This window comes from Plesiomonas shigelloides (genome assembly GCF_900087055.1).
In the GTDB taxonomy this organism is placed as follows: domain Bacteria; phylum Pseudomonadota; class Gammaproteobacteria; order Enterobacterales; family CAMTGL01; genus Plesiomonas; species Plesiomonas shigelloides.
Genome location: NZ_LT575468.1, coordinates 14,359 through 40,976, shown reverse-complemented (window position 1 = coordinate 40,976; position 26,618 = coordinate 14,359). Strand labels below are relative to the sequence as shown.

Genomic DNA, 26,618 nt, shown 5'->3' with positions numbered 1-26,618 from the left:
TGGCTCCTTAGTTAAACATCGCGAGGGTGGTATCAAACAGCTGCTGAGCTGTGCTAACAATCTTGGCGCTGGACTGGTACATCTGAGTGTATTGCATCAGATTCCCGGCCTCTTCATCTTTGGAAACCCCACACACGGACTCCCGATCGTTAAAGGCTTGCTTGTACAGCGAAGTATTCGATGTCAGCTCCGCTTTGATTTGCGCAGTCTGAATCGCCCAATCACCACAAATCCCGGTATAGGCCTTGCTCAGGGTTTTGCCATTTAAGCCAGCAACCGTCACACCGTATTCAGCCTGATCGGCAGGAGATAACGTGATCGCCAGCGGCGTATCTTTCAGCGCAATCAGCTTGGTCAGGTTATTACCGTTACCCGGACCAATATCCACATCATCACCCAGCGCCAGATCGGCTGGGTCTTTCAATGCCAGCGACAAACGGCTGGCCGCGCCTTCTACGCTGTCGGCACCGCTGAACATGTCCTTGCCACTGAGGTTACCGTTGATGTCGTAACCTTGCTTATGCACCGTATTGAACTGCTGGGCAAAGCCGTAGGCCATGGTATCCAGCTCTTTTTGCTTTTCGACCAAGTCTTTATCGCGAAAAATCATCAAGCCGCCGATATTGCCGCCAATATTGCGTGGCATCGCGAACGAGGCATCACCGCGCTTAATGCTGATCACGCCATCACGCGCCATATCCAGCTGACTGGCGGTATTACCGCTGACCAGCGGCTGGCCTTGATCCAAGTTGATATCCACGGTGCCATCTGGCTTGTACTGCACGTTAACATTCAACTGCTCAGACAGCTGGCTGATCGCCTGATCGCGTGCATCCAGCACGTCGGTCATGGTTTGCCCGCGCGCGCCCGCTTCTTTGATCTGCTTATTCATCTCAGCGATGCTGGCCAGCAGCGAGTTGGTCTGGCTGATGCTGGAGTCCAGCTGACTGTCGAGCTGTTTACGCTGGCTCTTTAACTGCGCATCCATGTTGTTGAAACGCTGAACCACGGCATCGGCCTGCGACAGAATCGATTGGCGCAGCGCCATATCTTGCGGGTTGACTGCCGCTTCGCTGAGCGCCGAATAAAAACGATCCAGACCCACGTTGATGCTAGAGCTATCCGCAGTCAGGATCTGTTCGGTCTTGCTCATGTAGCGATATTGGGTATTACTCTGCTGCAACGCCGAAGACTGGCGCCACAGGCTGGTATTCAAAAAGCCGTCGGCCAGACGATCAATGCCGGTTACACCGACACCCGCGCCCACGCCACCGGGACCAACCTGACTGGCCAAACCGATACGTTGACGGGTATATCCGGGCGTGTTCATGTTCACCAGATTGTGCGAAGTGGTGCTCAGGCCGGCATTGGCCGCGCCCAGACCGGTTAAACCGATATTAATCAGACTCATGACAACGTCCTTACTCAGTGTAAAAACACCCGACCCTCACGCCGAATGCCGACAGGCAATGGCCTGCACGGTTTTAAAACTCATCTGAAAGTCATTAAGCGACCTGCAGGGCAAAACGATTAAATCGCCCAACCCTGTCCGATAGTCGGTCACTCCAACATCTGTTGGACTTGCTGCCAGACCCCTTGCAGTTTGCGGGCATACTGCGGATCAGTGGCATAGCCAGCTTGCTGTAGATGATTGAAATAGCGCTCCGGATTATCCGCATGTTGCAGTGCCTTGGCATAACGGCGGTTACTGCGCAGGAAGTTAACGTAATCTTCAAACGACTCCGCAAAGCTCTGGTAGACCCGAAACGGCGACTCTTGATTCACGGTCTGTCCGTCAATCACTTCCGGCGCCGCTACGGTCACCTGCTCGCCTTGCCAACCCGGACTGGCTTTGATGTTAAACAGGTTATAACTGCTCTGATCGCCGCGACGTAAAATGCCACGGCCCCAACCGGTTTCCAGCGCCGCTTGCGCCAACAATACCGATGGCGAGGTACCCAGCGCGCGCGCCGCGCGGATCGCATATGGGAACAGTTTATTGATAAAGTTTTGTTTCTGCGGATCAGACGTGGCCGCCGTCGCCCCGTCGGCGCTGATTTCTGCTGCGCCGCCAAAGATGCGATCCAGTACCGTGGCCGGAAGCCACGGTGCCTGAATTGGTTTGCCTTGCGCCGGTTTGGCGTGCATGGTGACGGCAAAGCTCTCCGCCGCGCGCGCCGACTCACTTGGCGCCCCCGACACCGGTTTGCCGTTGCCCTTCGGTACGGCCGCAGCGAGCTGCTTCACCAGCATCTCTGCAATCCCCAGATGGCTTTTCTTGCTCATTTCCGAGGCCAATTGGCCATCATAGAAGGATTGGTAAAAGTCTTGCTGGCGACTGCTAAGTGGCGAGTCGGGGTCCCGCATAGCATTGTTTGCCTGACGCATATGCTTGAGCACGGTCTGCAAGAACACCGCTTCAAATTGCTGCGACACCTGACGTAACGCTTGTTGCTGATCGCGGTTACCCTTGATGTTTTGCAGCTGATGCACATCGTTATACAGGAACGAGGCTTGCGCCTCGTCCGGAGAAATCTCCATACTCATATGACAATCAGCTCGCCTTCCAGCGCGCCGGCCTGTTTGAGTGCCTGCAAAATCGACATCAGATCGCTCGGGGTCGCACCCAAGCTGTTGATGGCATCAACAATCGTTTTCAGTGAAGTGCCAGCCGGCCAGACAAACGCCTTGCCACGCTCTTCGTTCACGCTGACATTCGACTGCGGGGTGACCACCGTCTGCCCATTCGACAACGGGTTAGGCTGACTGACCCGCGAGTTCTCGACAATGTTCACCGTCAGCGAGCCGTGGCTGACCACCGCTGGACGCACACGCACGTTCTGTCCCATCACGATAGTGCCGGTACGGGCATTGAAGATAATGCGTGCTGGCGTTGGCCCTTCCGCCACCTTCAAGTTCTCCAGCGCCGCCATAAAACTCACGCGCTGGCTCGGATCTAACGGCGCCCGCATCACCACTTTGGCATTACTCTGCGCATTGGCAACCCCTGGGCCCAACACGCGGTTAATCGCCATCTCGATGTTACGCGCCGTGTTAAAACCGGGCTGTTTCAAATTCAGAACGATGTCAGGATTGGTCAGGAATGAAGACGGAATTTCGCGCTCAATCAGGGCGCCGTTCGGGATCAAACCGGCGGTTGGGATATTGACCGTGATCCCGCTACCACTGGCGCCTTCGGCATTCAAACCACCCACCACCAGATTACCTTGTGCCATGGCATACACTTGGCCATCGACCCCACGCAGTGGCGTCAACAGCAAGGTACCGCCGCGCAGACTCTTGGCATCCCCCATCGAAGAGACCGTAATGTCCAGCGCCTGACCTTTCGCCGCCAGTGGTGGCAAAGTGGCGCTGACCGCAACCGCGGCCACGTTTTTCAGTTTCGGATCGGCATTGGCCGGCAATTGCACCCCGAACTGGCTTAGCATGTTTTTGATCGACTGTGAGGTGAACTTGGTTTGGCTTTTATCACCCGTACCGCTAAGACCGACCACCAAGCCGTAACCGACCAGCTGGTTTTCCCGGATCCCCTGTACGTCCACCATATCCAGCAGTGGCGCCGCCACGGCTGACATGCTGCCAAGCCACAGAGCCAGCAGCCAATAACATCTCTTCATTATCATCCTCAGATCGGGAAGAACGGGCTGTTAAAGAAGCGGGTCAACCAACCTGCCGAGTTGGAGTCAGCCAGTGCGCCGCGACCGGAGTAAGTGATCCGCGCATCCGCCAGACGCTGCGACGACACGCGGTTCGTCCCGTCGATATCATCCACCCGCACCAAACCGTTGAGACGGATATACTCGTCACCTTGGTTCAGACGCAGCCACTTCTCGCCGCGCACGCGCAAAATGCCGTTCGGCATCACTTCATACACCAGTACGGTGATGCTGCCGGAGAGCGAGTTTTGCTGCGAACTGGTGGAGTTGCCCTTAAAGTCGCGATCGGCACCCAATGACGACGCCGCTTTCGGGTACTCACTGCCAAACAAGGTGGCGGCACCGATGCTGGTGTTGCTCTCTTTGCCAAAGCTGGTACCAGCCTTCTTGCTGGAGCTGGTCTGCTCTTGCAGTACCACCGTCAGCACATCGCCAACCCGGAACGCGCGCCGGTCCTGAAACAGTGCCATGTTGTAATCGGTACTGAACAGGCCACCGTCCTTGTCCCTTTCCATCGCTGGCAATTTCATCGGCGGTGGGGTGAATTCATCTTCCCCCGGATACGGGCCGATTGGCGGGTGCGCACACCCGGCCAGCAATAAGGTTAACAGAACCAGAACGCGTCTCATCTTAGGTTTACTCTCTCTTTATTCGCCACGTGCGCCGCTCGTCACGCTAATTACAGTGACTGACTCACAAACTTCAGCATCTGATCGGCACTGGAAACCACTTTGGCGTTCATTTCATAAGCGCGCTGAGTAGTGATCATGTTCACCATCTCTTCCACTACGCTCACGTTGGAACCTTCCAGTGAGAACTGCTTAAGCTGACCCAGCCCATTTTCACCGGCTACCCCTTCATTCGGCGCGCCACTGGCTCCGGTTTCTTTGAACAGGTTGCTACCGGCCGCTTCCAGACCGGCTGGGTTGGTGAAGTTCACCAGAGTGATTTGGCCCAGCTCTTGCGGCTGCGGATCATCGGCGCTGGTATAGGTCACAGTGCCATCGGTTCCCACCGAAAAGCTGGTCGCATTTTCTGGGATCTCGATATTCGGGCTCAGCGGCAGACCGCTGGAGTTCACCAGCATGCCTTCGGCATTGCGGTGGAACTGGCCGTTACGGGTATAGGCCATGGTGCCATCCGGCATTTCAATCTGGAAAAAGCCCTGACCTTGAATCGACATATCGGTCGGCACGTCAGTTTGCTGATAGGCACCAGTCTTCATCAGCTTTTCGGTGCCCACCACACGCACACCGTTACCCAGCATCAGACCACCTGGGGTCTCATTTTGCTGATCGGCCATACCACCAGGCTGCTTTTTGATCTGATAGAACAGATCTTCAAACGCGGCGCGATCTTGCTTAAAGCCGATGGTGTTAACGTTCGCTAAGTTGTTGGAAATCACCTGCATCTGGACATCTTGTGCCGCCAGACCGGTTTTACTTACCCATAATGCTGCATTCATTCTGTTATGCCTTACTCACGGATCAGACGGTTACCGGCAGTGGTTAAATCCTCTGCGGTTTTCATCATCTTGACCTGAAGTTCAAAGTTACGCGCCAAAGTCATGTTGCGGATCATCGCGTCAACCGCGTTGACGTTGCTGGACTCCAAATAGCCGCTGGCCACCTGTACGCCGTCATCGGCAGGAGCACTGCTGTTATCCAGCATGCGAAACAGGCCATCAGGGCTTTTCGCGATTTGATCGGGTTTCGGATTGACCAATTTAAGCTGACCGGCTTCTTGCATCAGGCCGCCATTCGGCGCCACGATCGACAACGTGCCGTCTTTCCCCACGGTCAATTGGCTGTATTCCGGCAACACGATCGGGCCGTCGGTGCCCATGAGCGGATGACCATTGACGCTCAGCTCACCGGCGTCGTTGGTGGTGAAGTTACCGGCGCGGGTATAGGCTTCGCCTTGTGGGGTTTCCACGGCAAAAAAACCGTCACCCTGAATGGCTACGTCTAACGGACGATCGGTACGCTGCAGCGCGCCACCGGAAAAGTCCGAGCCCAGCGCTTGCTCACCGACCAGTGCCCGCGTTTGGTAACCGGCGCCACGCAACAGCTCCGTGGACGCCTGCTCCAAGTCAGCGCGAAAACCGGTGGTGTTCACGTTGGCCAGGTTGTTGGCCTGTACCTGCTGTGACATTAAGGTCCGACGCGCACCAGACAGCGCAGTAAACAGCAATTTATCCATGACTTAAGCCGCGCCTTACAGAGAGTTGAACAGGATCTTGGTCATCTCATTGGCGACCTGAATGGACTTGGCGTTAGCCTGATAGCTGCTCTGCGCGCCCATCAAACCGACCATTTCATCGGTGATATTCACGTTGGAGTTCTCATAACGACCGGTCAAAATGCCGCCCAACTGACCTTCCCCTGCCACGCCCGTCATCGCCTGACCAGACGCAAACGTTTCGGTCCAGCGGTTACCACCGGCTGGTTGCAGACCTTCGTTATTGGTAAAACGCGCCAGTTGCAGCTGACCTTGGCTGACTTTTTCGCCATTGGTATAACGGGCCACCACGGTGCCGTCCGGCTCAAAGGACCAGTTAGCAAACTTACCCGCCGCATAGCCATCGGAGTTCACTGAGTTGATGCTAAAGCCGCCGCCGTACTGGGTCATGGCACTCATGTCCAGCGCCAACGGTTGACCGTTAGGCAAGGTCAATGACAGGTTGGATGGGCTTGGCTTGGTCAGCTTGCCAGTATCATCAAACTCCACAGGGGTCGCACCACCTGGCAACAGGGTGTTATCCATCGCCACATGCATGTCCCACTTACCATCGGCGGTCTTGCGATAGTATTGGGTCACCTGATGCTCATTACCCAGCTTGTCATACACCTTCACGGTGCTGGTGGAGTTATAGGTAGCCGGATCATTGATATCAAACGGTTTTGCTGCATCAATCACCGGAGCACCAGAATCCAGATTCAGACCCAGCGAGCCTTTGGTGCTGGCCTTCGGTGCCTGATCAGCTTGGTCGATGGTGATTGGCTGACCGCCTTTACCCAGCAGCAGCGAGCCATCTGGGCTGACCAGATTCAGCATGCTTGGGTTGTTCTTGTCCTGACGGGTATCGAAGATCCCGGCGCGGGTGTAAAACTTCTGACCGTTGTTCTCGACCACAAAAAAGCCATCACCGTTGATTGCTAAGTCGGCATTACGGCCCGTGGTGGTCATGCTGCCGGTAGCAAAGCTTTGACGGATGTTAGACACCGCCACACCGTTGGCTTGGCCACCGCCGAAAGTGGCTGAATAGACATCCTGAAACTCGGTACGCGATGATTTAAAGCCGGCGGTTGAGCCGTTGGCAATGTTGTGGCTGATGGTGTTCATCTGCTCACTGGTCGCTTTCAGACCACTCAGGCCAATATTAAAAGACATACAAACTCCTGAAAAATCTTACGGGATCAGATGAGAGAAAACGGGAATGGTTTACGGGAAGATTTCGCCATCATCGGAGCTGTATCCGAATCAGTAATCTCACGCATGTCATAGAGTGACATCTTGCCAATCCCCTCCAGCTCTAGCTGGTTTGGGGTAATGCCGTCAGTACTGATGTGTACGGCTTGCACCTTGGCCGCCAACAGCACGTTCTGACTCCACGCATCGCTGCCGCTCTCACCCAACACTTCAAATTTGTATTTGCCGGCACCCAGCTTGTCGCCATCAATCTCAAACTTCACCAAACCGGCAGGCTGTGGACCCAGTTTCAGGGTGTCGACCAACTTACCCTCTTCGTCGTATACCGCCACTTTGACGTTATCCGCCGCTTTATCCAGACGGATGCGACCATCGAGTTTCTGGCCTTCTTTGACTTCCAGCGCATTGTTGACTTCCATCAACACGCTCTTGCCAATCAGGTTGGTGCTCTGCAGCATCTCCACATTGCTCATGCCAATGTTGAGGTTCAGCATGCCCATCTTCACCCCTTCCAGACTCTCGACCGCCGACATCATGCCAAGCTGGGTCAGGTACTGGGTACCGTCCATCGGGTTGAGCGGGTTCTGGTTGCGAATTTGCGCCACCATCATGGTCATAAAATCGTTTTTGGTCGGGTTGATCCCGTTTTTGCTCACCGCGCCCTGCGGCATGGCATCATCAGCCGAAGGCTGGTTGGAAGACTGTACTCGGGCCAGACTCATGAGACGTCCTTAAAATCAGATAATCGAAAACGTAAGCCGAACCCACTTAGGCCGGATTGCCCAGACGCAAAATCCCTTGCTGCATGCTGCGCACGCGGGATAGCACATCCACGTTGGTTTCAAAGCTGCGTGACGCTGCCATCATGTCCGCCATCTCTTCCACGATGTTGACGTTCGAGACGAACACATAGCCGTCTTTGTCGGCTTGCGGGTTTTTCGGCTCATAACGGCGCGTTAATGGCGCTTGGCTCTCTTCGATCCCGCGAATGTTCACTTTGGCGGTCGCCAGACCACCGTGCGCGGTATTCCCCATAATGGTAGAGAACACCGGCCGACGCGCTCGGTATGCCTCTGCTGCGCTACCGGCCGTAACATCCACGTTCGCCATGTTACTGGCCACGGTGTTGAGTCGTACGGTTTGCGCGGTCATCGCCGAACCGGCGATGTCATAAATATCTCCGAATGACATCGGTTACCTCATTACTGTCCGGTAATTGCTTGCTTTAACCCGCTGAAGGTCATGTTCATGAAGGTCAAGCTGGTCTGAAAGTCCATCGCGTTACGCGCAAACTGCGCCTGCTCAACACCCTGATCAACGGTGTTGCCATCTTTCGATGGCTGATACGGATTGCGGTACATGGCCACATAATTCGGTTCGGCCGCCGCACGGCTGCCAAACTCGGCGCTCATTGACGAGCGATTAATCTGCCGCATCACATCTTTAAAACTGATGTCGCGCGCCTTGTAATCCGGGGTATCCACGTTGGCGAGGTTACCGGCCAGAACCTTGGCCCGTTCAGTGCGAAAATCGAGCGTGTGCGGAAAAACACCCAGCGCTTTATCAAAACTCAGTGACATGTTCTGTCCCCCTGCAAACAACGTGAATAAGCCCTGTCTCTTAGCAATTAACACGCCAATTTTTTAACCATCTGGATTACAATGCGCAAAACCGCGCACAGATTCCCCAGGCAACCGCGCCCGGTCAGTAGCGGAAACTGTGCTTCCTGCGCATTAAAGGAGACGCCATGTCCATGCTGGCTCGATACTTCGGCTTGCTGCCGGCCCTGCTGCTCGGCAGTACCCCCCTGTGGGCGGCCGTGACCCCCGCCGAACAAGTGACGCAATTTATCCAACAGGACGTGACATCGTTCGCAAAAGCACAAAAGAGTCAGCAGTTTGACGTTAAGCTGCGCAACATGCCGGACTTCCCAGAGTGCGCCACGCCGCCGCAAATTCAGCGCCTGAGCGAGGACCCACCGGCCGGTCGCGTCAGTTACGAAGTGCGCTGTAGCGCCCCCAAAACCTGGCGTTTGCATGTCAAAGCCGATGTTTCCATCTTGCTGCCGTTGATTTTCGCCAGCCGTAACCTTGAGCGCGGCCAAGTGCTGAACGCCGGCGATCTGAGCGTTAAAGCCACCGATATCGCGTTTTTACGCCAAGCCTATTTCACCGATCCACAGGCGCTGATTGGCCAGACATTGCGCCGCAATCTACCGGCCGGTCGCCTGATTAATCGCAATATGCTGACCGCACCGGATCTGATTAAGCGCGGCGATGAAGTGGTGATCTTGGCGCAAAAGGATGGGGTCAGTGCCTCAATGAAAGGAATTGCGCTGGAAGATGGCAGTCAGGGCAAAAAAATTCGGATTCAAAACAGCATCAGCGGCAAGGAAATTCGGGCCCGAGTGAGCGGACCGGGTCAAGTTATGACCGACTTTTAACCGTCAGTGCCGGATTTTTGCCGCTGCCACCGGCAATTATGTGCCACAAATAAAAAACGTCCGAAAAAAGTGCGCTCTGATTTAAGTTAGGCCAGTAGCCGGTCGCCGTATATAATCAAGCGGTCAGATGCCACAGCCACACTCACGGCGACGCACTGACTTCACCGATGACGTTAAGGTAAGCACCACCATGATGCCTACACTGCCTAATGCAAAAGGAGCAACCATGATTGGTAAAGTACAGCGTGACGTGGCCGTCAGCAGCGTACTGACTCCGGCCAGCGGCACCGCCCAGAAAACTCCCGCAGCCAACAGCAAGCCGGTTGAGTCCGTGGCCCTGAGCCGCGATCTGAAAATGCTGGAACAAGCGCAGCAAACGCCACGTCCGGCGGAAGTAGATTTAGAGAAAGTCGCGAAGATGCGCGCTCTGCTGGCGCAAGGTGGCTTGAGTATCAACACCGATCGTCTGGCTGACAGCCTGTATCAACATTACAAAGGCTAAACCACGCTATGGATCGTAAGTCTCGCGTTAAAGCGCTGCTGCAAACACTGGCGCACGATGTGCGTGATTATCAGCAACTGCAACCGCTGTTACAGCAGCAGTATACGTTGATGCAACAGCGCGATAGCCGTGGCTTAACTGACAGCAACCACCAGTTGCAACCGCTGCTGCACACCTTGCAGCAACGCGCGACCGAACGTTGCCAACACCTGCAAGCGCTCGGCCTGCCCGCCGATGACCACGGGATGCAAGCGCTGTTTCGTGCCTTGCCAGAACAGCTCAGCGCCAGTGCTCAACAGCAATGGCAACAGCTGCATCAGCTGATCCAAGCATGCCAGCAGCAAAATAGCCGTAACGGCAAACTGCTGGCGCAGCAAAAACAGCTGGTCACCCAATTACTGAAACCGGATGCGGGACTGACCTACGCACCGCGCTAAGCCTGTGCCATCCGCAATAACTTACGCCGCTTCGTGTTAACGGCACGCCTGCTGACGACGTAAAAAACGCTGTCCCGACAGCTCATCTAACACCCGCTGCTCACGCTTCGCTTCGCGCTGTAACTGCTGTTGCTGCAACTTTTGCAGCAAGGTATCGCCTTTTTTCAAATTCAGATGCTGATGCAACACCCGCTCACGGGCGGCACGTAACTCGGCTTCCGCCAGCGCCAGCTCTTGCTGTTGCAATTGAGTGATCAAGGAAAGTTGGTTACGAAAGCGACCAATGCCTTTTACCAGCAGCGCGCTGGAGCCATTGCCGCTACCGAGCGCATATTGGGTCGAGACCTGCTGCAACAATTCCAAGCGCTCAGCGTGCGCCTGCTGCTGGCGCTGCCAACTGCCCTGCTCGGACTGTAACTGTTCAAATCGCTGCTGCTGCTGCTGATACCAGGCGTGCAACACGCCGTGCTGACGAGACATAACGCAAGACCGCTCCTCGAAAACTCCACCTCAGGCCAACGAATTCACCGTGTACCCACTGACGGCTGGCTGACGCTCACAGGTCGGCCAGCTGCCGGTTAGCGCAGTTGCAATAACTGTTCCGTACTGTCGGCGAGGGTGACTTTTTCTTGCATGCCTTGCTGCAGATAGGCACAGATCGCCGGATAACTGGCAATCGCCGTATCCAACTGTGGATCTTGCCCCGGTTGATAGCCGCCCAAGGCCAGTAAGTCTTGCACTTGGCGGTAACGGGAATAGCGTTGTTTGACCAACTGCGCCTGCCGCAGGTGCTCAGGGGATACAATTTGTGGCATGGCACGGCTGATCGACTGCTCAATATCGATCGCCGGATAATGGCCGCTTTCAGCCAAGGTGCGATTGAGAACGATGTGCCCATCTAAAATCGCGCGCGCCGCATCAGCAATCGGATCTTGCTGGTCATCGCCCTCGGACAGCACGGTATAAAAGGCGGTGATCGAGCCTTTGCCGTGCGCGCCGTTACCCGCGCGCTCCACCAATTGTGGCAACAGGCTAAATACCGATGGCGGATAGCCTTTGGTGGCTGGCGGCTCACCGACAGCCAGCGCAATTTCCCGCTGCGCCTGCGCGTAACGGGTCAAGGAGTCCATCAACAGCAGCACATCATGGCCGCGATCGCGGAAAAACTCGGCAATTCGGTGGCATAATACTGACGCTCGCAGCCGCAGCAGTGGCGGATCATCGGCTGGCGAGGCGATCACGACGGCATTTTTCAGCCCTTCACTGCCCAGCGAATGCTCAATAAATTCGCGCACCTCACGGCCACGCTCGCCAATTAAGCCCACCACGGTAATTTCGGCGGTGGTGTTGCGGGTCATCATCCCCAGCAGCACACTTTTACCCACCCCACTACCGGCAAACAGCCCCAGACGCTGGCCCTTACCGACACTCAGCATGCCGTTGATGGCGCGCACGCCCACATCCAACTGCTCACTGATCGGCTGACGGATCAACGGGTTAATGCTCTCACCTTGCAGGTGAATACGCTGATCGGTTTGCAGCGGCCCGCGGTTATCCAGCGGCTCACCGACACCGTTCAAAATGCGGCCCAGCAAGCCATAACCGACGGCAATTTTGCTGTCGCCTTGCAGCGGCAGCACGCGACAACCCGGGCGCAGCCCCGAGGTGTGCCGGATCGGCATCAGGAACGAAGATTCACGGTCAAACCCGACCACCTCCGCTTCCACCAGCGCGCCACTGTCGGTTTCTATCATGCAGCGCTGACCGCTACTGAGACGGCAACCGACCGCCTCCAGCGTCAAGCCGGTCATGCGGGTTAAGCGGCCATAGGTGCGCGCCACCGGCAGCTCTGGCAATTGCCGACCAGCCAGCGCCAAGCGACGCGCTAAGGTTTGCTGCAAATTACTCATTCGGCGTGTTCAGCCACCGGTTCAACCAGCAACGTATCGCGCACCGCATCCATACAAGCTTGCAGGCGCTCCTCACTGTCAGCCACCGCCTCCGAATCACGGGTCACCACGCGGCAACTGCCACTTTCCAGCGCAGAATCCGGCTCCAACTGCCACTTGTTCACCACATCCGGCAGCAATTGCTGCAGACGCTGGCAATCTTGCGGATTGAGATGCACCGCAATCTGACCTTCTTGCTCAGGCACTTGCGCTAAGGTCTCTTCAATCAAGGTCACTAGCTGCTGTGGCTGTAACGTCAACTCACAGCGGATCACCTGACGCGCCACCTTCTGCACCAGATCGCAGATCATCTCGCTCTGCTCACGCACATGCTGATGGAACACTTGCTGAATTTGCTGCAACAGCGCATCGGCGGCAGTCACCGAATGGGTCAGCTGCTGACGGCCCTCTTGCAAACCTTGCTGTTGGCCATCTTGGTAACCGGCTTGATAGCCTTGCTGACGACCGCCTTCCAAGCCTTGCTGCTGGCCTTGCATAAAGCCTTCGTCGTAGCCTTTTTGCATGCCGTCCTGAAAGCCGTTATTGAACTCTTCCTGATAGTGGGCGGCACTGCTGCCATGACGGCTGTGGCTGTCATCGGCAAAGTCATCAAAATCAAACTCGTCATCCCGGGACCGCTCTTCCACCAGCGGCGGAAAACGGTATGGCCGGAATTGACCGGGTTGCGGACGAAAAATGGTGCCGGGTTTGTCACACATGGCTCAGATCCCCTTACTCGACCACATTTTCCGCGAACAGCGATAGCTCGACTTCGCCGTCGTTGGCCAACTGACGCAGGGTCTGCATGATTTCGGTACGGGCTTCTTCCACCGCACTCATGCGTACTGCACCCTTGGTCTCCATCTCTTCGCGCAGATACTGAGCGGCCCGCTTCGGCAGGCAAGCAAAGATCTTCTCTTGCAAGGTGGTGGACGAGCCTTTGAGTGCCAGCGCCAAACGCTCTTGCGGCACTTCTTCGATCATGCGGCTCAAGGTGGCCTCGCTCTGACGCTCCAGAATGTCGAACTGGTACATGCTCTCTTCCAGTTTCACCATCAGGCTCGGATCCATGTCGCGCAGCGACAGCATGATCTCAGATGTACGGCTGCCCATACGGTTGAGGATATCCACCGCCTTTTTGGTACCGTCCACTTGCGAGCTGGTGCGATGGCCGACTTGCTGCAAGAATTTCTCCAGCAATACATGCACTTCATCAATCATATCCGGATGGATCTCATCCAGATTGGCCAGACGATACAGCAGGTCATCGTGGGTTTCTGGTGGCAAACGGCTCAGCAATTGGCTGGCCATATCCGGCTCTAAGTAGGCCAAAAACACCGCTTGTAACTGCGGGTGCTCACCGGCAATCAGTTCAACCAGCTTAGACGGCTCCAGCCACTGCAAACGCTGCAGGCTGCTACGTAGGGTATCGCCATAAATGCTGTCAATCAGTGGACGCGCCAAAGAGCGACCCAGTGCTTTATCCAGCGTGCGCTCCAGATAGCCACGCGATGCACCGGTGATCCCCGACTCCGAACGAAAGTCGGTGAAAAAGCGCAGAAAAACGGACTGCGCCTGATCTTTTTTCACTCCCGGCAGGCTGGCCATAGCAACGGTCAGGCGGCTCACTTCCTCACGGCTGAGCTGTTTGAGGATGTTGGCGGCGGCCTCTTCCCCCATGCTCAGCAGCAAAATCGCCGCCTGTTGCAAGCCGTCTTCCGGCTGCATTACTTCAGTTTCCGTCATGTTGCTCAACCTTTATCCACTGTTTAACCACCTGCGCCACACGCTCCGGCTCCTGATTAGCTAGGAACTGGATACGCTCCAGCTGCACTTCCAAACCGGTTTCCGGTGATGGCAGCTCCAGCAGGTTTTCGTTCAATGTCAGACCCGGACGTGATACCGGCAACGCCGCGCTCGCCTCGCCCTTCTCGCTCGTGCCATCTGGCTGCAGCTCACCGCTGCTGGCAGTAGCATCATCCTCGGCTTGCGCTGGCAGCGCCGGATCGTTCACCGGCAACGGCTTAGCCAGCTGACGCAGTACCGGACGGACGACACCGAACAGCACCGCCAACGCCACGACCGCAGCCAATACATAACGCAGGACATCCATCCAGAACGGATCTTTCCACCATGGCGCATCGGCGCTCAGCGGATTATCACCGGCCACAAACGGGAACACGTGCAAGCTAATCTGATCGCCATTAGCACTGCGCAGGCCCAAGGCGTCTTGCAGCATAGTGGTCATCTGATCCAGCTCGGCTTTCGAATATTGCTCTGGCTTGCCGTTAATCAGCACCGACACACTCAGATGCTGCAGCTCGCCTTGCTGATAACGGATATGACGTTGGGTGCGATCTAACTGGAAGTCGCGGTTCAGCTCGGTGGTTCGATTGACCAGATCTTTACTGTCCGACTGATTTTCTTGGGTCGTAGAGGAGGTCTTGTTGTTGGCGTTTTTGGTATTGGTCGATTTGTCCGCCGGTTGGTTACTCAGCGCGCCCGGTACCCCAGCACTTTGCTCTTCATTGCTACGATCTTCGCGGCTGTACTCACGAGTTAACGCCCCTTGCGGGTTGTACACTTCTTCGGTGGCTTCCTTGCGGTCAAAATTGACCTTGGCGGCCACTTGCACCTCAAAGTTGCCCATGCCGAGCATCGGATCGAGCATCCGAGTGGCGCGGTCAATGTAGCTGCGCTCCAAACGGTTAACGTATTCCAGATATTGGGTGTTGGTTTCACCGGCCTGTGCATCGGCATCGTTGGCGCTCAGCAAGCGACCGGCCTGATCCACTACCGTCACGTTTTCCGGCTTCAGATCGGTGACGCTGCCCGACACCAGATTCACAATCGCGCGTACCTGACCCGGTTTGAGGCTCACGCCCGGTTGCAAGGACACCGCAATCGAGGCCGATGGCAGCTCAGGGTTACCGCGGATAAACAAGGTGCGTTTAGGAATGGCCAGATGTACGCGGGCATTGGTAATGCCATCAAGGGACATGATGGTACGCGCCAGTTCGCCTTCTAAACCGTGGCGATAGCGCGCATCTTCAATAAACTGACTGGTGCCGAGGCTGTTGTCTTTATCCAAGATCTCAAGGCCGGTCGGCAACTGCACTTTAACGCCCGCCGCGGCCAGCGCCATGCGCGCTTTGCCTAACTGGTCACGGGCCACCATGAGCTGGCCACTGTTACCATCAACATAAAAATTAAAGCCCTGCTTATCCAACACAGACATCACTTGGCTTTGATCAAAAGCTTCATTGCGGCCATACAGCGGGCGGTATTCACTGTTACCGAGCCACAACGCCAACACCACAATACCGGTCACCACCAGCGCAATCACCCCGAGCAGCGCGCTCAGGCGACGGCCTTTTACCTTGGCCAGCATCGCCGACGGCGCCGGCAATTGGGCCCATTTTTTCTGTAATAATTCGGTCACGTCAGACTCTCACTTATACCGGCATTTTCATGACATCGTCATAGGCTGTCATCAGTTTCTGACGCACCTGCACTAACGCGGTGAACGACAAACTGGCTTTCTGGCTCGCCACCATGGCGCCGACCAGATCTTGACTGGCCCCGGTATCGACCGCGGTCATCATGTCTTTGGCGGTTTTGCTTAGGGTATCGACCCGATCGACCGCTTGGGTCAGCGCCGCGCGGAAACTCGGCACCTGCGCACCGGATGCGGTCAACGGGTTGGCGGCAACCATTTCGGTGCTACTGCCGACGCCGATTTGTGACTTTACCGCCTCCATCTGGGCCAAGGTGTACTGCATTCCCGGGGCTGTGTGATACATGACGCTGACTCTCCGAAATCCTCTGATGAACAAGGCTCTGATAAACAAGGAAACCGCCACAATGACGCGGACGGTTTTACGCGCAGTTCAAAAGCAAGTAACGTGCCATTAATTGAGCAACACTGGCCAAGCGCTCTGACTGTTCTTTGTCACTTGTCAATCAATCCGCGCGTCAATATATGTCCAATAGTCACCTTTGCGACTTAAGTCAAAAAAATGACACGCCAATTACCGTCCTTTACAGCCCCAGCTCACGCCCTCACCGCCTTAACACTGACGCGGTTTTGCTCAAAAACTGGCAGAGAATTTGCATTACGCAGACCTTACTTATTACAGACACAGAATTTTGCGGTCGAGAAGACCCGGTAAGACGTTGCCGAGTGAGCCGGAATGAAAACAATCAAACGAAAAATTATCTCCCCCAGCGAACAGGCGCATATCAAGACTTTTGATCTGGCAAACCCGGAGCATCGCATTGGTGCGCTGCAGGCGACCCTCGATACCATCTGCCAGCGTTTCGAGCGCTCCGCCAAGCAGTTCTTCTTCGGTCTGCTGCGCAAGCCGGTGAATTTTCACTTCGAGCAGCAAGATACCCTGAAGCTGCGCGAATACTTGGCCTCGATCCCGAAGCCCAACAGCCAGCGCGAATTTCTGGTTGAGCCGCACGATATGCGCGGCCTGATTGCGATGGATGGCGATCTGCTGTTTTTCATGGCCGATCTGTTTTTCGGCGGCAAAGGCACCAGTACCCGTCGTCGCAGTGAGATGAGTGATACCGAGCTGCGTTTAGTCGAGCGGATTTTCCGTCAGTTGCTGGAGCAATTTGATGACTGCTGGCGCAACCAAACCAGCTGGTACAGCCAAATGACCCAGCAGCAATCGCTGCACTTGAACAACAGCATGGCCAATCAGCCGCTGTTCCAGATCTGTCGCTTCTCGATTCAAATTGGCGAGCATCTGGGCTGGCTGGAAATCGCGCTGCCATTTAACGGTCTGGAGTTTTTACGTACCCCAGCAGCCGAAGAGGCCAACGTCGAGCTCGACCCGACGTTGCAAGCCAAGGTGGAAGAGCGGCTGCAACAAGTGCCGCTGCGCCTGCAAACCACCTTGTGTGAAAAATCGCTGACCTTGGGTGACGTGATGGATTTGCAAGTGGGCGATGTGATCCCCGTGGATATGCCTTCACAGCTCACCGTTCGCGCGGGTAACAGCCCACTGTATAAAGCGCGCATTGCCGAGCGTAACGGCAATCTGGTGCTGCAGGTTGATGACGTGCTGGACACGCCGGCCTAACGCCATTTTACGGCCCGGTACTGACCGGGAAATATTGATGATGTACCGTTTTTTGTAACCGCAAGGAACCCCCGATGTCCGAAACCCTGAATGATTTAAATCTGGATCTGAACGATCTCGATATGGGCGATTTGGCCGCCGAAACCCCGGCCAGCGCGCCGGAGGCAGCCAGCTTCCCAACGGACATGAAATTTATCCGCAATATTCCGGTGAAACTGACGCTGGAAGTGGGCAGTACCGAACTGATGATCGGCGATCTGATGAGTATCGGTCGTGGCACCGTGATTGAGCTGGACAAACTCAACGGCGAGCCGATGGATGTTAAAGTCAACGGCACCCTGCTCGGCCACGCCGAAGTGGTGATCGTGAATAACAAATATGGCCTGCGCCTGACCAACGTGGTGGACAGCGACGACATGCTCAAAGGGTTGTCTCGCTAATGCGCAAGCTCGGGTTACTGGTGCTGCTGTGCCTGCTGGCTCATCCAGCCTTAGCGGCGAACGGGGATATCGGCCTGCTGACAGTTACGCCGCAGGCCGGTGGCGCACAGGAGTACAGCGTCAAGCTGCAGATCTTACTGCTGATGACGGCGCTGTCGTTCCTGCCGACCATGCTGCTGATGACCACCAGCTTTACCCGCATCATAATTGTACTAGCGATTTTGCGCCAAGCCTTAGGTCTGCAGCAAAGTCCGCCCAACCGGATTTTAATTGGCATCGCCCTGACCCTGACCTTGTTCATCATGCGTCCGGTGTTCAATGACATCTATGTCAACGCCTTCGAGCCGTATCAGAACGATAGCCTGACCTTGAAGCAGGCCTTTGCCCAAGCGGAAAAGCCGCTGCGGAAATTCATGCTGGCGCAGACGCGTGAAAGTGACCTGCAACAGCTGCTGGATATCGCCGGTGAGCCGCGCGCTACCCCGCCAGAGAAAGTAGATTTTCTGATCCTGATGCCAGCCTTTGTGCTCAGCGAGCTGAAAACCTCGTTCCAGATTGGCTTTATGATTTTTATCCCGTTTCTGATCATCGACATGGTGGTATCCAGCGTGTTGATGGCGATGGGGATGATGATGCTGTCACCGCTGATTATCTCACTGCCATTCAAGCTGATGATTTTCGTGCTGGTTGATGGCTGGGCGATGACCGTCGGCACCTTAAGTGCCAGTTTCGGCTGACCGGACAGATTCTATGGATACCACTGCCATCTCCGTCATTTTTGGTCAGGCCCTGACCGTGATCGCCACTATGGTGTGCATTTTAGTGCTGCCCAGTTTAGTGGTCGGTCTGCTGGTCAGTATCTTTCAGGCGGCGACCCAGATTAACGAACAGACCCTGTCGTTCCTACCGCGCTTTTTGGTGATGCTGGCGATGCTGGGGTTTGCCGGTTCGTGGATGTTGACCACCTTACACGATCTGTTTACCCAGATTTTCCACGAAATTCCGACCCTGATCGGCTGATGGGACACCGCTGATGTTAACCCTGAGCGCAGCCGATATTACCGCCTGGATAGGCATGCTGTGGTGGCCGTTTTTCCGCCTCACCGCCGCCTTTATGGTGATGCCGCTGTTTGGCAACCCGCAGATCCCGATTCAAGTGCGCATCGGGCTGGCGTTGCTGATTAGCGTGGTGGCTGCGCCCTTGATGCCGCCGATGCCCGCGGTTGATCCGTTCTCGCCGCTAGCCATTTTTTACGCCATCCAGCAATTGATCATCGGCGCACTGCTGGGCTTAGTGGTCGATATCCTGTTTGCGATATTCACCACCTTAGGCCAGCTGGTGTCGATGCAGATGGGCCTTGGCATGGCGATGATGAATGACCCGGTCAATGGCGTTAGCTCCGCGGTGCTCGGCGTGATGTACCAGATGTATGTGTCGCTGCTGTTTTTAGCGCTCAATGGCCATTTAGTGGTGCTGGATATTTTGGTGCGCAGCTTTACCGCTATCCCGGTCGGCAGCATGCTATCGGATACCGCCTTGCAGCAGATCATCAACATGTTCGGTTGGATGATTGGTGCTGCTCTGCTACTGGCGTTACCGGCCATCGCCGCCATGCTGCTGGTTAATATGACCTTCGGCATCATGACCCGCGCCGCGCCGCAGCTGAATATCTACTCGCTCGGTTTTCCGATGACCTTGCTGTGTGGGGTGCTGAGCGTCGGCTTAACGCTCTCCAGCGTGCCGGAAAACTTTACCCAGTTCAGCCGCGAAGTGCTGAACCTGCTGGCGGCCATTTACGCCCCGCCCGAGTCCGTGACCCCGTAAGAGCCAAGCCATGAGCGAGAAGAGATAAGCAATGAGCGGGGATAAGAGCGAAAAACCCACCGGCCAACGGCTGGATAAGGCGCGTAAAGAGGGTAACTTGCCGCGCTCGCGCGAGCTGGTCACCGCCTTATTGGTGCTGGGCGGCACCATCACGCTGTCGGCATTTAGCGAAAGCTTAGGCCGTCTGCTGACCGGCAGCATGCGCTACAACCTAGCCTTAAGTAAACAAGAGGTGTTTGACCCGCAACTGGCGTTCAAACATCTGGGCGAAAGCCTGTCCGCCATGGGCTGGACGCTGCTGGCACCGCTGGGTTTGCTGATGCTCATCGCCTTGGTCGGCAACCTGCTGCGCGGCGGTTGGAACGTCAGTATCGATTCCTTGCAGCCAAAGTTTTCCAAGCTCAATCCGATCAGTGGGATGGGACGGATGTTCTCCTCGCAATCGATCGCCGAACTGGTCAAAAGCGTACTGAAAACCGCGCTGATCTCACTGACCTTATGGAGCGTGGTTGGCGACAAAATCCAGATGCTGCTGAGCTTGCAGCATCGCGATATCGGCACTGCCATTACCCTGACCCTCGATCTGATTTGGTCGACAGTGTTGCTGTATGGCTTGGCTCTGCTGTTTATCGCCCTGCTCGACCTGCCCTACACCCAGTGGCAGTACATCAAAAAGCTCAAGATGAGCAAACAGGAAGTAAAAGAAGAGCATAAAAACAGCGAAGGGAACCCGCAGATTAAATCGCGCATTCGCAACCTACAGCGCCAGATGGCGATGCGCCGAATGCACAAGGTGATCCCGCAGGCGGACGTGATTATCACCAACCCGACCCACTATGCGGTGGCCCTGAAATATGACCAGAACAAGGCGGAAGCGCCGTTTGTGCTGGCCAAAGCGGTAGACGCCATGGCGCTGCAGATGCAGCAACTGGCACGGCAACATAACCGCCCGATCGTCAACGTCCCGCCGCTCACGCGTGCGGTGTACTACTCCACCAAGGAATGGCAGGAGATCCCGGCGGGGCTGTATACCGCCGTGGCCCATATTTTGACTTATGTCTTCCATCTGGAAGAGTACCGGCTCGGCCGTGGCCTACCGCCACCACCGTTGCCTGAATTAACCATCCCGCCAGAACTGCGCCATTAAGCGGAGAGATGATGCCCAGTAAATTATCCAACTTCACCCGTTACCTGAGTCAGGGCCAGATCGGCATCCCATTGATGCTGCTGGTTCTGCTCGCCATGGTGATCTTGCCTATCCCGCCATTGCTGCTGGATATGTTCTTCACCTTCAACATCGTACTGGCGCTGCTGGTACTGCTGGTGAGCGTGTACAGCAAACGGCCACTGGACTTCTCGGCCTTCCCGACCGTGTTGCTGATTGCCACCTTGTTGCGTCTGGGCCTGAACGTGGCCTCGACGCGCGTGGTATTGCTCAACGGTCACGAAGGTGGCGACGCCGCTGGTAAGGTGATCCAAGCCTTCGGTGAAGTGGTGATCGGCGGCAACTATGTGGTCGGTATTGTGGTGTTCGTCATCTTGATGATCATCAACTTCGTGGTGGTCACCAAAGGGGGCGAGCGGATCTCCGAAGTGGGCGCGCGCTTTACCCTCGACGCCATGCCGGGCAAACAGATGGCCATCGACGCCGATCTGAACGCCGGCCTGATTGACCATGAACAAGCGCGACGACGCCGAGAAGATGTGGCCAACGAAGCCGACTTCTACGGTGCGATGGACGGTACCTCCAAGTTTGTGCGCGGCGATGCCGTGGCTGGTATGTTGATCCTGTTTATCAACATCATCGGCGGGGTCAGCATCGGGGTGTTCCAGTACGGGATGCCATTTGGTAGCGCCTTCCAGACCTACGCCCTGCTGACCATCGGTGATGGCTTGGTGGCCCAGATCCCATCATTGCTGCTCTCCACCGCGGCGGCGATTATCGTGACCCGCGTCACCGATCAGGACACCTTCTCCAAGCAAATCAGCCGTCAGATGCTGGCCTCGCCAGTGGTGCTGTTTGTGGTGGCGGCCATCATGCTGATCTTGGGCTTGGTTCCTGGCATGCCACACTTCGCATTTTTCGCCTTTGCCGGTGTGGTTGCGCTGGCCGGCTGGAAGATGCGCCATTACCATGAAGACGACACTGAGTCAGAGGATGATCTGCGCCGCGCCGAAGCGCTAGTGCAATCGCCGGAGTTTGGCCCCGCACCGGAAGTCAGCAACGGCGATATCCCTGCGGTCTACGCACTCAGTATTGCGGTCGGCTACCGTCTGGTGCACCTGATCGATCAGCGCCAAGGCGCTGAATTGCTCAATCGCCTGACCGGGATCCGCAAAACCTTGTCGGAACAGCGCGGTTTTCTGATCCCGCAAATTCGGGTGCACGACGACCTGACACTGGCGCCCGATGAGTACCGGATCAGCCTGCGCGAAGCGGTGCTGGTGAATGCCGAGTTGGAAGACAACCACCTGCTGGCCATCAATCCCGGCGAAGTGTACGGCAATATCGACGGCATTTTGACCACCGATCCGGCCTACCAGATGGAAGCGGTGTGGATCCACCCAGATAACAAGGACCGCGCGGTCAACTACGGCTATACCGTGGTCGATCACGCGACCATCTTATCGACCCACGTCAGCAAAATCATCAACGACTACATTGATGAGGTGATGGGGCCACAAGAAGTGCGCCAGATCATCGAGCGCCTGCAAGCCAGCGACGCCAAAATGGCCGATGAGCTGCAGCAACGGCTCAATCCACAGCAGCTACTGCGCGTATTTCGCCAGCTGGCGGCTGAGAATGTGTCACTGCGCGATATCGTCACCATCACCAACTCCTTGCTGGAGTCGGCGGAGCTGACCAAAGACCCGATTTTGCTGTGCGCTGACGTGCGCTGCGCCCTACGCCGCCCACTGCTGTACCAACTGGTCGGCAACCGCAGCGACATCCCGGTGATCACCTTGGCCGCCGAACTGGAAAATATCCTGCTCGGCGCCCTGAGCCAGGCGCAGCAAGCCGGCCACGTCCAACTCGATGGCTTTGCCCTCGAACCGGGCGTGATTGAAAAACTGCAGTACAGCCTGCCGCAAGTGGTCGACAACATGCGCATGGCCGGGCACGCACCACTGCTGATGGTTATGCCACAGCTGCGCCCATTACTGTCACGCTACGCCCGCGTCTGCGCCCCGGGCCTGAGCGTACTTTCGTTTAATGAAATTCCTGATGACAAGAATGTGTCAGTAGTAGGGAATTTGGGGTAACGCCCGCGTAATTCGCAGGCTGCGTCTGCGGATTACCTCAGTAAATAACGGATAACATCATGATCAGCACGTTACAAACCTCCAGTGCGCTGGCCAAAAAAGGTCGGCTGTTTTTGCTCACCAATAAAATGGCCCAAGCGCAAGAGGCCCTTCAACAGCTCGAAGCACTCGGCCCTCTCGATCTCAATGGCGCGCTACTAAAACTAAAATTCGCCCAAAAAACCGAGCAGCTCGCCAACCTAGATCCCGCATTTATACGCGAAATTAATCAGCGTTTTGAGCTCAACACTGAAATTAATGCGCAGCTCGCCGCTTACTATGCGGCCGTCGGAGACACGACCGAAGCCTATCGGCTGGCGTTACATGCCCATGATCAAGAGGCCGCGCTGAAACTCATCAGCCATCTAGATGACTTGTTGCCTGAAGAACAGCGCCAACAGATCAAAATGCGCACTCTCGGCGAACTTAATGGCTACCAACGCATATTCCCGCTGGATGTCACCGGCCAATGTGTGTTTGGGCAAAGTATCTCTATCAATAACAAAGAGTACGCCGTCGGTATGTATGACCGCAGCCGAGAAGAGCGCACAAACTCCGGGATCTTAAGTTTATCCGGTGAGCAACAGCGTATGCTGGTGGGCTGTGAATTATTGCCAGGTCAAGCGCATACCCAGTATCAATATCAGGCCGATGAAAAATGCCTGTTACCAATCATGCCTACTCATGCGCAACAGCCCATCAATATTACCGTGAATGATGAGCACTACTTGCTGCATACGCTGCCAGAAAAACGCTTTCATTATTTGCCGTTCAATGCCGGTGATAATCTCAGCCTCAGCGCTCAGCATCCGGTTATGATTGGCGATCCAATCACTTTACGGCGTGAATCTGCTGGCCCAGCTCTGGTGTTAACTATTTTTGTTGATGGATTGTCACAAAAATTCATCGAACAAGAGGGCGGATTGTCCGCTTTAATGCCAAACACGGCAGCCTTCTTTGCCGAAGGAACCCAGTTTGAAAACTGCTACAGCAGTGGTGAATGGACATATGTTTCTCTCGCCAGCATTTTTAGCGGTTTGTATACCTATAACCACCGCATGTTCCATCCCGCCAAAGACAGCCAAACACTGTTACGCACGCCAACCTATACCGAGGTGTTCCAGCAAGCGGGTTACTTCTGTAGCCAAATTTCGGGAGATTGGCGCAGTACGCCGGTCACGGGTTATGGCAAAGGTATGGATCGCTTCTTGTATCAGCCCGCTATGTTGGCCATGGATAGCCGACACGTCATTCAAGAGACGCTCGAGCATTTAGATACCTTTGGTGAAAAGAATAACTGGATGTGGATCTGTCTACCGGATCTGCATGACATTGCCGATGAGTTTACTACCAGCATCAGTCATCAAGCGAAAACCCCATTAGCTCACCGTGTGAGTGAAAAAACCGGTGAGACTAGCGTGCGTAAAAAGCGCAGCGCTGCCAAAGTGTTCCAATATCGAGAGCAAGTGGCCTATGTTGACCGCCAACTGAAAGTGCTGTTCGACTATATCCGCAGTCACTATGAGCAGAACGATATTATCGTGTCACTGGTGTCCGATCATGGTCAGTCCTACCTGATCGAATCAGATTTCTTTATGGATGAAGAGCGCACCAAAGTGCCACTTTATATGACTGGCCGCAATATTCCAGCTACACACAGCCAGGAGTTGGTACAGCATTTTGATCTGTTCCGTAGCGTTCTGCACAGTGCCGGAATCCCCGATCCACTGCACAACGATGCCAACTTGCCACAAACACTGGGCGGCTCCACCGCGCGCTCACAAATCTTTACCGAAAGTCTGTTCCCGGATGCCCCTTACTATGCGTGCATCATCGATGAAAGGCATAAATATTGCTTAACTTCGCAGGGAAAAACATCCGATGACGGAATGATCGATCTGGGTCAAATTGAAACGCAACTGTTCTGCCAGCAAGAAAATGCTGATAGCGAAGAAGAGCGACAAGCAGTGGCAACTCAAATGCTGAACCAGATTATCCGCAATACTATGCCATTTATTAACAAGTAGTGGAGTCTATGGAAAAGAGAATTCTGGTGGATATGTCAGCCACCTTAATCCATCACGGACATATTCGGCTGCTGAAAAAAGCCAGCGAATTAGGGCGCGTTATTGTCGCCCTCACTACCGATGACGAAATTCAAACCAAAAAAGGCTATACCGCCGAGCTCAATTACGCCGAGCGTAAGGAGATCTTGGAAAGCATCCGCTACGTAGATGAAGTCATTCCTTGTAACTGGCTCATCGATAACGATTTTTTAATCGAGCATAACATCGATTATCTGGTACATGGTTGCGATAACGCCAATCACATTCCGGAGCATAAACTGGTCATATTTCCACGAACTGACGGGATCAGTAGCTCCGATTTGCGCGAACGCGTTTTAGACAGTCTGGTTTCCATGAATCTCAGCGGTAAAAAAGGGCCATCCGATAAGATCGCCCATATGCTGATCACCGCGATTAAAAATGAATTTAAGCTGGATTAAATGAACAAACTTTGCAGATTACTGGCTTGGATGCTGTGCTGTGCAACATACACCAGCGCTGTACACGCCGCACAACCGACCACGTTACTGGTATACACCGCAATTGAAAATGAATTGCTGGATACCTATAAAACACAATTTGAGCAGCGTCACCCAGATATAAAAATCAATTGGGTACGTGACTCCACCGGGGTGATCACAGCCAAATTACTGGCGGAAAAGGACGCGCCCAAGGCAGATGCCGTAATTGGTGTAGCCGCCACCAGTTTGATGCTATTGAAGCAGCAAAACCTGCTACAACCTTACCAACCGGTAGGCTTCGCTCAGCTATTGCCAAGCATGCGCGATCAAGATACCCCGCCACAATGGATTGGCATGAACGCATGGGCCACGTCGCTGTGTATCAACACGCGGTTAATGAAAAAATATAACCTGCCCTATCCAAAAACTTGGCAGGATTTAACCAACCCGATTTACCACGATCAAATTGCGGCGCCCAATCCCCTCTCCTCCGGCTCCGGTTTTATGAATTTATCGGCGTGGATCCAGATGTGGGGTGAAGAAAAGGCATGGCAATACAACGATGCGCTGAATAAAAACGTAAAAATGTACGTTCACTCTGGTAGCAAACCTTGCAGCTTAGCCGCACAAGGGGAAGTGGCCATAGGCCTTTCCTCCTCGGCGTTTGCCCAGAAGCTGCTCAAGCGTCGCGCACCCATCGAACTCGTGACCTTCAGTGAGGGAACCGGCTGGGAAATGGAGGCGGGTGGCATTATCCGTGGCACTGCGCACCAAAAAGCCGCTCAGACACTGCTCGATTGGCTCGCCTCTGAAGATGTCGCCAAAATTGGGGCAGATTTCTCAGGCATAACAGCTCGCCAAGCCTTCATGACCGAAGAAGGTAAAGCTATTTATAAGGCGATGATCCCAAACAATTTGCCGTGGGCCGCCGAACAACGGGATGCGATTTTGGCGACTTGGCGCCAACACTACGAGCAACGGTAAGCA

General features: G+C 55.1%; 29 protein-coding genes. 13 read left to right on the top strand and 16 right to left on the bottom strand.

All coding sequences use genetic code 11. The features are described 5' to 3' along the window. Window positions 1-7: 7 nt before the first annotated feature. The 10 genes from flgK to flgB form a co-directional block, all read right to left on the bottom strand. The gene (flgK, locus tag NCTC9997_RS00195) at window positions 8-1,411 is read right to left on the bottom strand and encodes a flagellar hook-associated protein FlgK (RefSeq protein ID WP_064977031.1); all 1,404 of its coding nucleotides are present in this window, start codon (window positions 1,409-1,411) and stop codon (window positions 8-10) included. A 149-nt stretch (window positions 1,412-1,560) separates the two neighbouring features. Continuing rightward, the gene (gene flgJ, locus NCTC9997_RS00190) at window positions 1,561-2,547 is read right to left on the bottom strand and encodes a flagellar assembly peptidoglycan hydrolase FlgJ (RefSeq protein ID WP_039046369.1); all 987 of its coding nucleotides are present in this window, start codon (window positions 2,545-2,547) and stop codon (window positions 1,561-1,563) included. Continuing rightward, entirely contained in the window at window positions 2,544-3,638 is a 1,095-nt protein-coding gene (locus tag NCTC9997_RS00185) for a flagellar basal body P-ring protein FlgI (protein WP_010862966.1), read from the bottom strand. Before NCTC9997_RS00185 ends, flgJ begins: the two co-directional genes overlap by 4 nt. A gap of 8 nt (window positions 3,639-3,646) precedes the next feature. Continuing rightward, window positions 3,647-4,306, bottom strand: a complete 660-nt coding sequence (gene flgH, locus NCTC9997_RS00180) for a flagellar basal body L-ring protein FlgH (protein WP_010862967.1) — start codon at window positions 4,304-4,306, stop codon at window positions 3,647-3,649. 50 nt (window positions 4,307-4,356) lie between these two features. After that, entirely contained in the window at window positions 4,357-5,142 is a 786-nt protein-coding gene (flgG, locus tag NCTC9997_RS00175) for a flagellar basal-body rod protein FlgG (protein ID WP_010862968.1), read from the bottom strand. 11 nt (window positions 5,143-5,153) lie between these two features. Next, the gene (flgF, locus tag NCTC9997_RS00170; protein ID WP_010862969.1) at window positions 5,154-5,879 is read right to left on the bottom strand and encodes a flagellar basal-body rod protein FlgF; all 726 of its coding nucleotides are present in this window, start codon (window positions 5,877-5,879) and stop codon (window positions 5,154-5,156) included. A 15-nt stretch (window positions 5,880-5,894) separates the two neighbouring features. Beyond that, window positions 5,895-7,070 (bottom strand): flagellar hook protein FlgE, encoded by a 1,176-nt coding sequence (locus NCTC9997_RS00165; protein ID WP_064977029.1) that lies wholly within the window; start codon window positions 7,068-7,070, stop codon window positions 5,895-5,897. Window positions 7,071-7,096: 26 nt separating this feature from the next. After that, on the bottom strand, window positions 7,097-7,831 hold the full coding sequence (locus NCTC9997_RS00160) for a flagellar hook assembly protein FlgD (protein WP_064977028.1): 735 nt from the start codon (window positions 7,829-7,831) through the stop codon (window positions 7,097-7,099). Between the two features lie 46 nt (window positions 7,832-7,877). Next, window positions 7,878-8,300: a flagellar basal body rod protein FlgC gene (gene flgC / locus NCTC9997_RS00155; RefSeq protein WP_010862972.1), complete on the bottom strand. Its 423-nt coding sequence runs from the start codon at window positions 8,298-8,300 to the stop codon at window positions 7,878-7,880. Between the two features lie 11 nt (window positions 8,301-8,311). Continuing rightward, entirely contained in the window at window positions 8,312-8,689 is a 378-nt protein-coding gene (gene flgB / locus NCTC9997_RS00150; protein ID WP_010862973.1) for a flagellar basal body rod protein FlgB, read from the bottom strand. 167 nt (window positions 8,690-8,856) lie between these two features. Between flgB and flgA the strand changes: the two genes are divergently transcribed. From flgA to flgN, 3 genes are all read left to right on the top strand, one after another. Further along, window positions 8,857-9,552 (top strand): flagellar basal body P-ring formation chaperone FlgA, encoded by a 696-nt coding sequence (flgA, locus tag NCTC9997_RS00145; protein ID WP_064977027.1) that lies wholly within the window; start codon window positions 8,857-8,859, stop codon window positions 9,550-9,552. A gap of 226 nt (window positions 9,553-9,778) precedes the next feature. Further along, window positions 9,779-10,054 carry a flagellar biosynthesis anti-sigma factor FlgM gene (gene flgM / locus NCTC9997_RS00140; RefSeq protein WP_010862975.1) on the top strand — a complete coding sequence of 92 codons (276 nt, stop codon included), beginning with the start codon at window positions 9,779-9,781 and terminating at the stop codon, window positions 10,052-10,054. Window positions 10,055-10,062: 8 nt separating this feature from the next. Beyond that, window positions 10,063-10,491, top strand: a complete 429-nt coding sequence (gene flgN / locus NCTC9997_RS00135) for a flagellar export chaperone FlgN (protein WP_039046367.1) — start codon at window positions 10,063-10,065, stop codon at window positions 10,489-10,491. A 36-nt stretch (window positions 10,492-10,527) separates the two neighbouring features. Here the strand turns inward: flgN and NCTC9997_RS00130 are convergent, their stop codons facing one another. From NCTC9997_RS00130 to fliE, 6 genes are all read right to left on the bottom strand, one after another. After that, a complete protein-coding gene (locus NCTC9997_RS00130; protein WP_047707416.1) occupies window positions 10,528-10,971 on the bottom strand; it encodes a flagellar FliJ family protein in 444 nt (147 codons plus the stop codon). 98 nt (window positions 10,972-11,069) lie between these two features. Continuing rightward, window positions 11,070-12,401, bottom strand: coding sequence for a flagellar protein export ATPase FliI (fliI, locus tag NCTC9997_RS00125; RefSeq protein ID WP_010862978.1), 1,332 nt, complete (start codon window positions 12,399-12,401; stop codon window positions 11,070-11,072). Further along, a complete protein-coding gene (gene fliH, locus NCTC9997_RS00120) occupies window positions 12,398-13,159 on the bottom strand; it encodes a flagellar assembly protein FliH (RefSeq protein WP_010862979.1) in 762 nt (253 codons plus the stop codon). The genes fliI and fliH overlap by 4 nt, the downstream gene beginning before the upstream one ends. 13 nt (window positions 13,160-13,172) lie before the next feature. Then, window positions 13,173-14,186, bottom strand: a complete 1,014-nt coding sequence (gene fliG / locus NCTC9997_RS00115) for a flagellar motor switch protein FliG (RefSeq protein ID WP_010862980.1) — start codon at window positions 14,184-14,186, stop codon at window positions 13,173-13,175. Beyond that, window positions 14,173-15,882 carry a flagellar basal-body MS-ring/collar protein FliF gene (gene fliF, locus NCTC9997_RS00110; RefSeq protein ID WP_064977026.1) on the bottom strand — a complete coding sequence of 570 codons (1,710 nt, stop codon included), beginning with the start codon at window positions 15,880-15,882 and terminating at the stop codon, window positions 14,173-14,175. Before fliF ends, fliG begins: the two co-directional genes overlap by 14 nt. Window positions 15,883-15,895: 13 nt before the next feature. Continuing rightward, entirely contained in the window at window positions 15,896-16,243 is a 348-nt protein-coding gene (gene fliE, locus NCTC9997_RS00105) for a flagellar hook-basal body complex protein FliE (RefSeq protein WP_010862982.1), read from the bottom strand. 390 nt (window positions 16,244-16,633) lie between these two features. On the opposite strand from fliE, the gene NCTC9997_RS00100 reads away from it, so the two are divergent. The 10 genes from NCTC9997_RS00100 to NCTC9997_RS00055 all read left to right on the top strand — a co-directional run bounded on the left by NCTC9997_RS00100 (window position 16,634) and on the right by NCTC9997_RS00055 (window position 26,615). Continuing rightward, window positions 16,634-17,536 carry a flagellar motor switch protein FliM gene (locus NCTC9997_RS00100; protein WP_010862983.1) on the top strand — a complete coding sequence of 301 codons (903 nt, stop codon included), beginning with the start codon at window positions 16,634-16,636 and terminating at the stop codon, window positions 17,534-17,536. A 122-nt stretch (window positions 17,537-17,658) separates the two neighbouring features. Then, window positions 17,659-17,976 (top strand): flagellar motor switch protein FliN, encoded by a 318-nt coding sequence (gene fliN, locus NCTC9997_RS00095; RefSeq protein WP_369795303.1) that lies wholly within the window; start codon window positions 17,659-17,661, stop codon window positions 17,974-17,976. Continuing rightward, window positions 17,976-18,713, top strand: coding sequence for a flagellar type III secretion system pore protein FliP (gene fliP / locus NCTC9997_RS00090; protein ID WP_010862985.1), 738 nt, complete (start codon window positions 17,976-17,978; stop codon window positions 18,711-18,713). The genes fliN and fliP overlap by 1 nt, the downstream gene beginning before the upstream one ends. Window positions 18,714-18,726: 13 nt before the next feature. Then, window positions 18,727-18,996: a flagellar biosynthetic protein FliQ gene (locus NCTC9997_RS00085; RefSeq protein WP_010862986.1), complete on the top strand. Its 270-nt coding sequence runs from the start codon at window positions 18,727-18,729 to the stop codon at window positions 18,994-18,996. A gap of 13 nt (window positions 18,997-19,009) precedes the next feature. Further along, on the top strand, window positions 19,010-19,801 hold the full coding sequence (gene fliR / locus NCTC9997_RS00080) for a flagellar biosynthetic protein FliR (protein WP_064977025.1): 792 nt from the start codon (window positions 19,010-19,012) through the stop codon (window positions 19,799-19,801). Window positions 19,802-19,832: 31 nt separating this feature from the next. Beyond that, complete coding sequence (gene flhB / locus NCTC9997_RS00075; RefSeq protein WP_197665226.1) at window positions 19,833-20,948, top strand: flagellar biosynthesis protein FlhB; 1,116 nt, start codon at window positions 19,833-19,835, stop codon at window positions 20,946-20,948. Between the two features lie 11 nt (window positions 20,949-20,959). Then, window positions 20,960-23,065 (top strand): flagellar biosynthesis protein FlhA, encoded by a 2,106-nt coding sequence (flhA, locus tag NCTC9997_RS00070; RefSeq protein ID WP_010862989.1) that lies wholly within the window; start codon window positions 20,960-20,962, stop codon window positions 23,063-23,065. 59 nt (window positions 23,066-23,124) lie between these two features. Beyond that, entirely contained in the window at window positions 23,125-25,131 is a 2,007-nt protein-coding gene (locus NCTC9997_RS00065) for a sulfatase-like hydrolase/transferase (RefSeq protein ID WP_064977024.1), read from the top strand. A gap of 8 nt (window positions 25,132-25,139) precedes the next feature. Further along, window positions 25,140-25,610, top strand: a complete 471-nt coding sequence (locus tag NCTC9997_RS00060; RefSeq protein ID WP_039046363.1) for an adenylyltransferase/cytidyltransferase family protein — start codon at window positions 25,140-25,142, stop codon at window positions 25,608-25,610. Beyond that, entirely contained in the window at window positions 25,611-26,615 is a 1,005-nt protein-coding gene (locus tag NCTC9997_RS00055; RefSeq protein WP_064977023.1) for a putative 2-aminoethylphosphonate ABC transporter substrate-binding protein, read from the top strand. The last annotated feature ends 3 nt before the right edge of the window (window positions 26,616-26,618 follow it).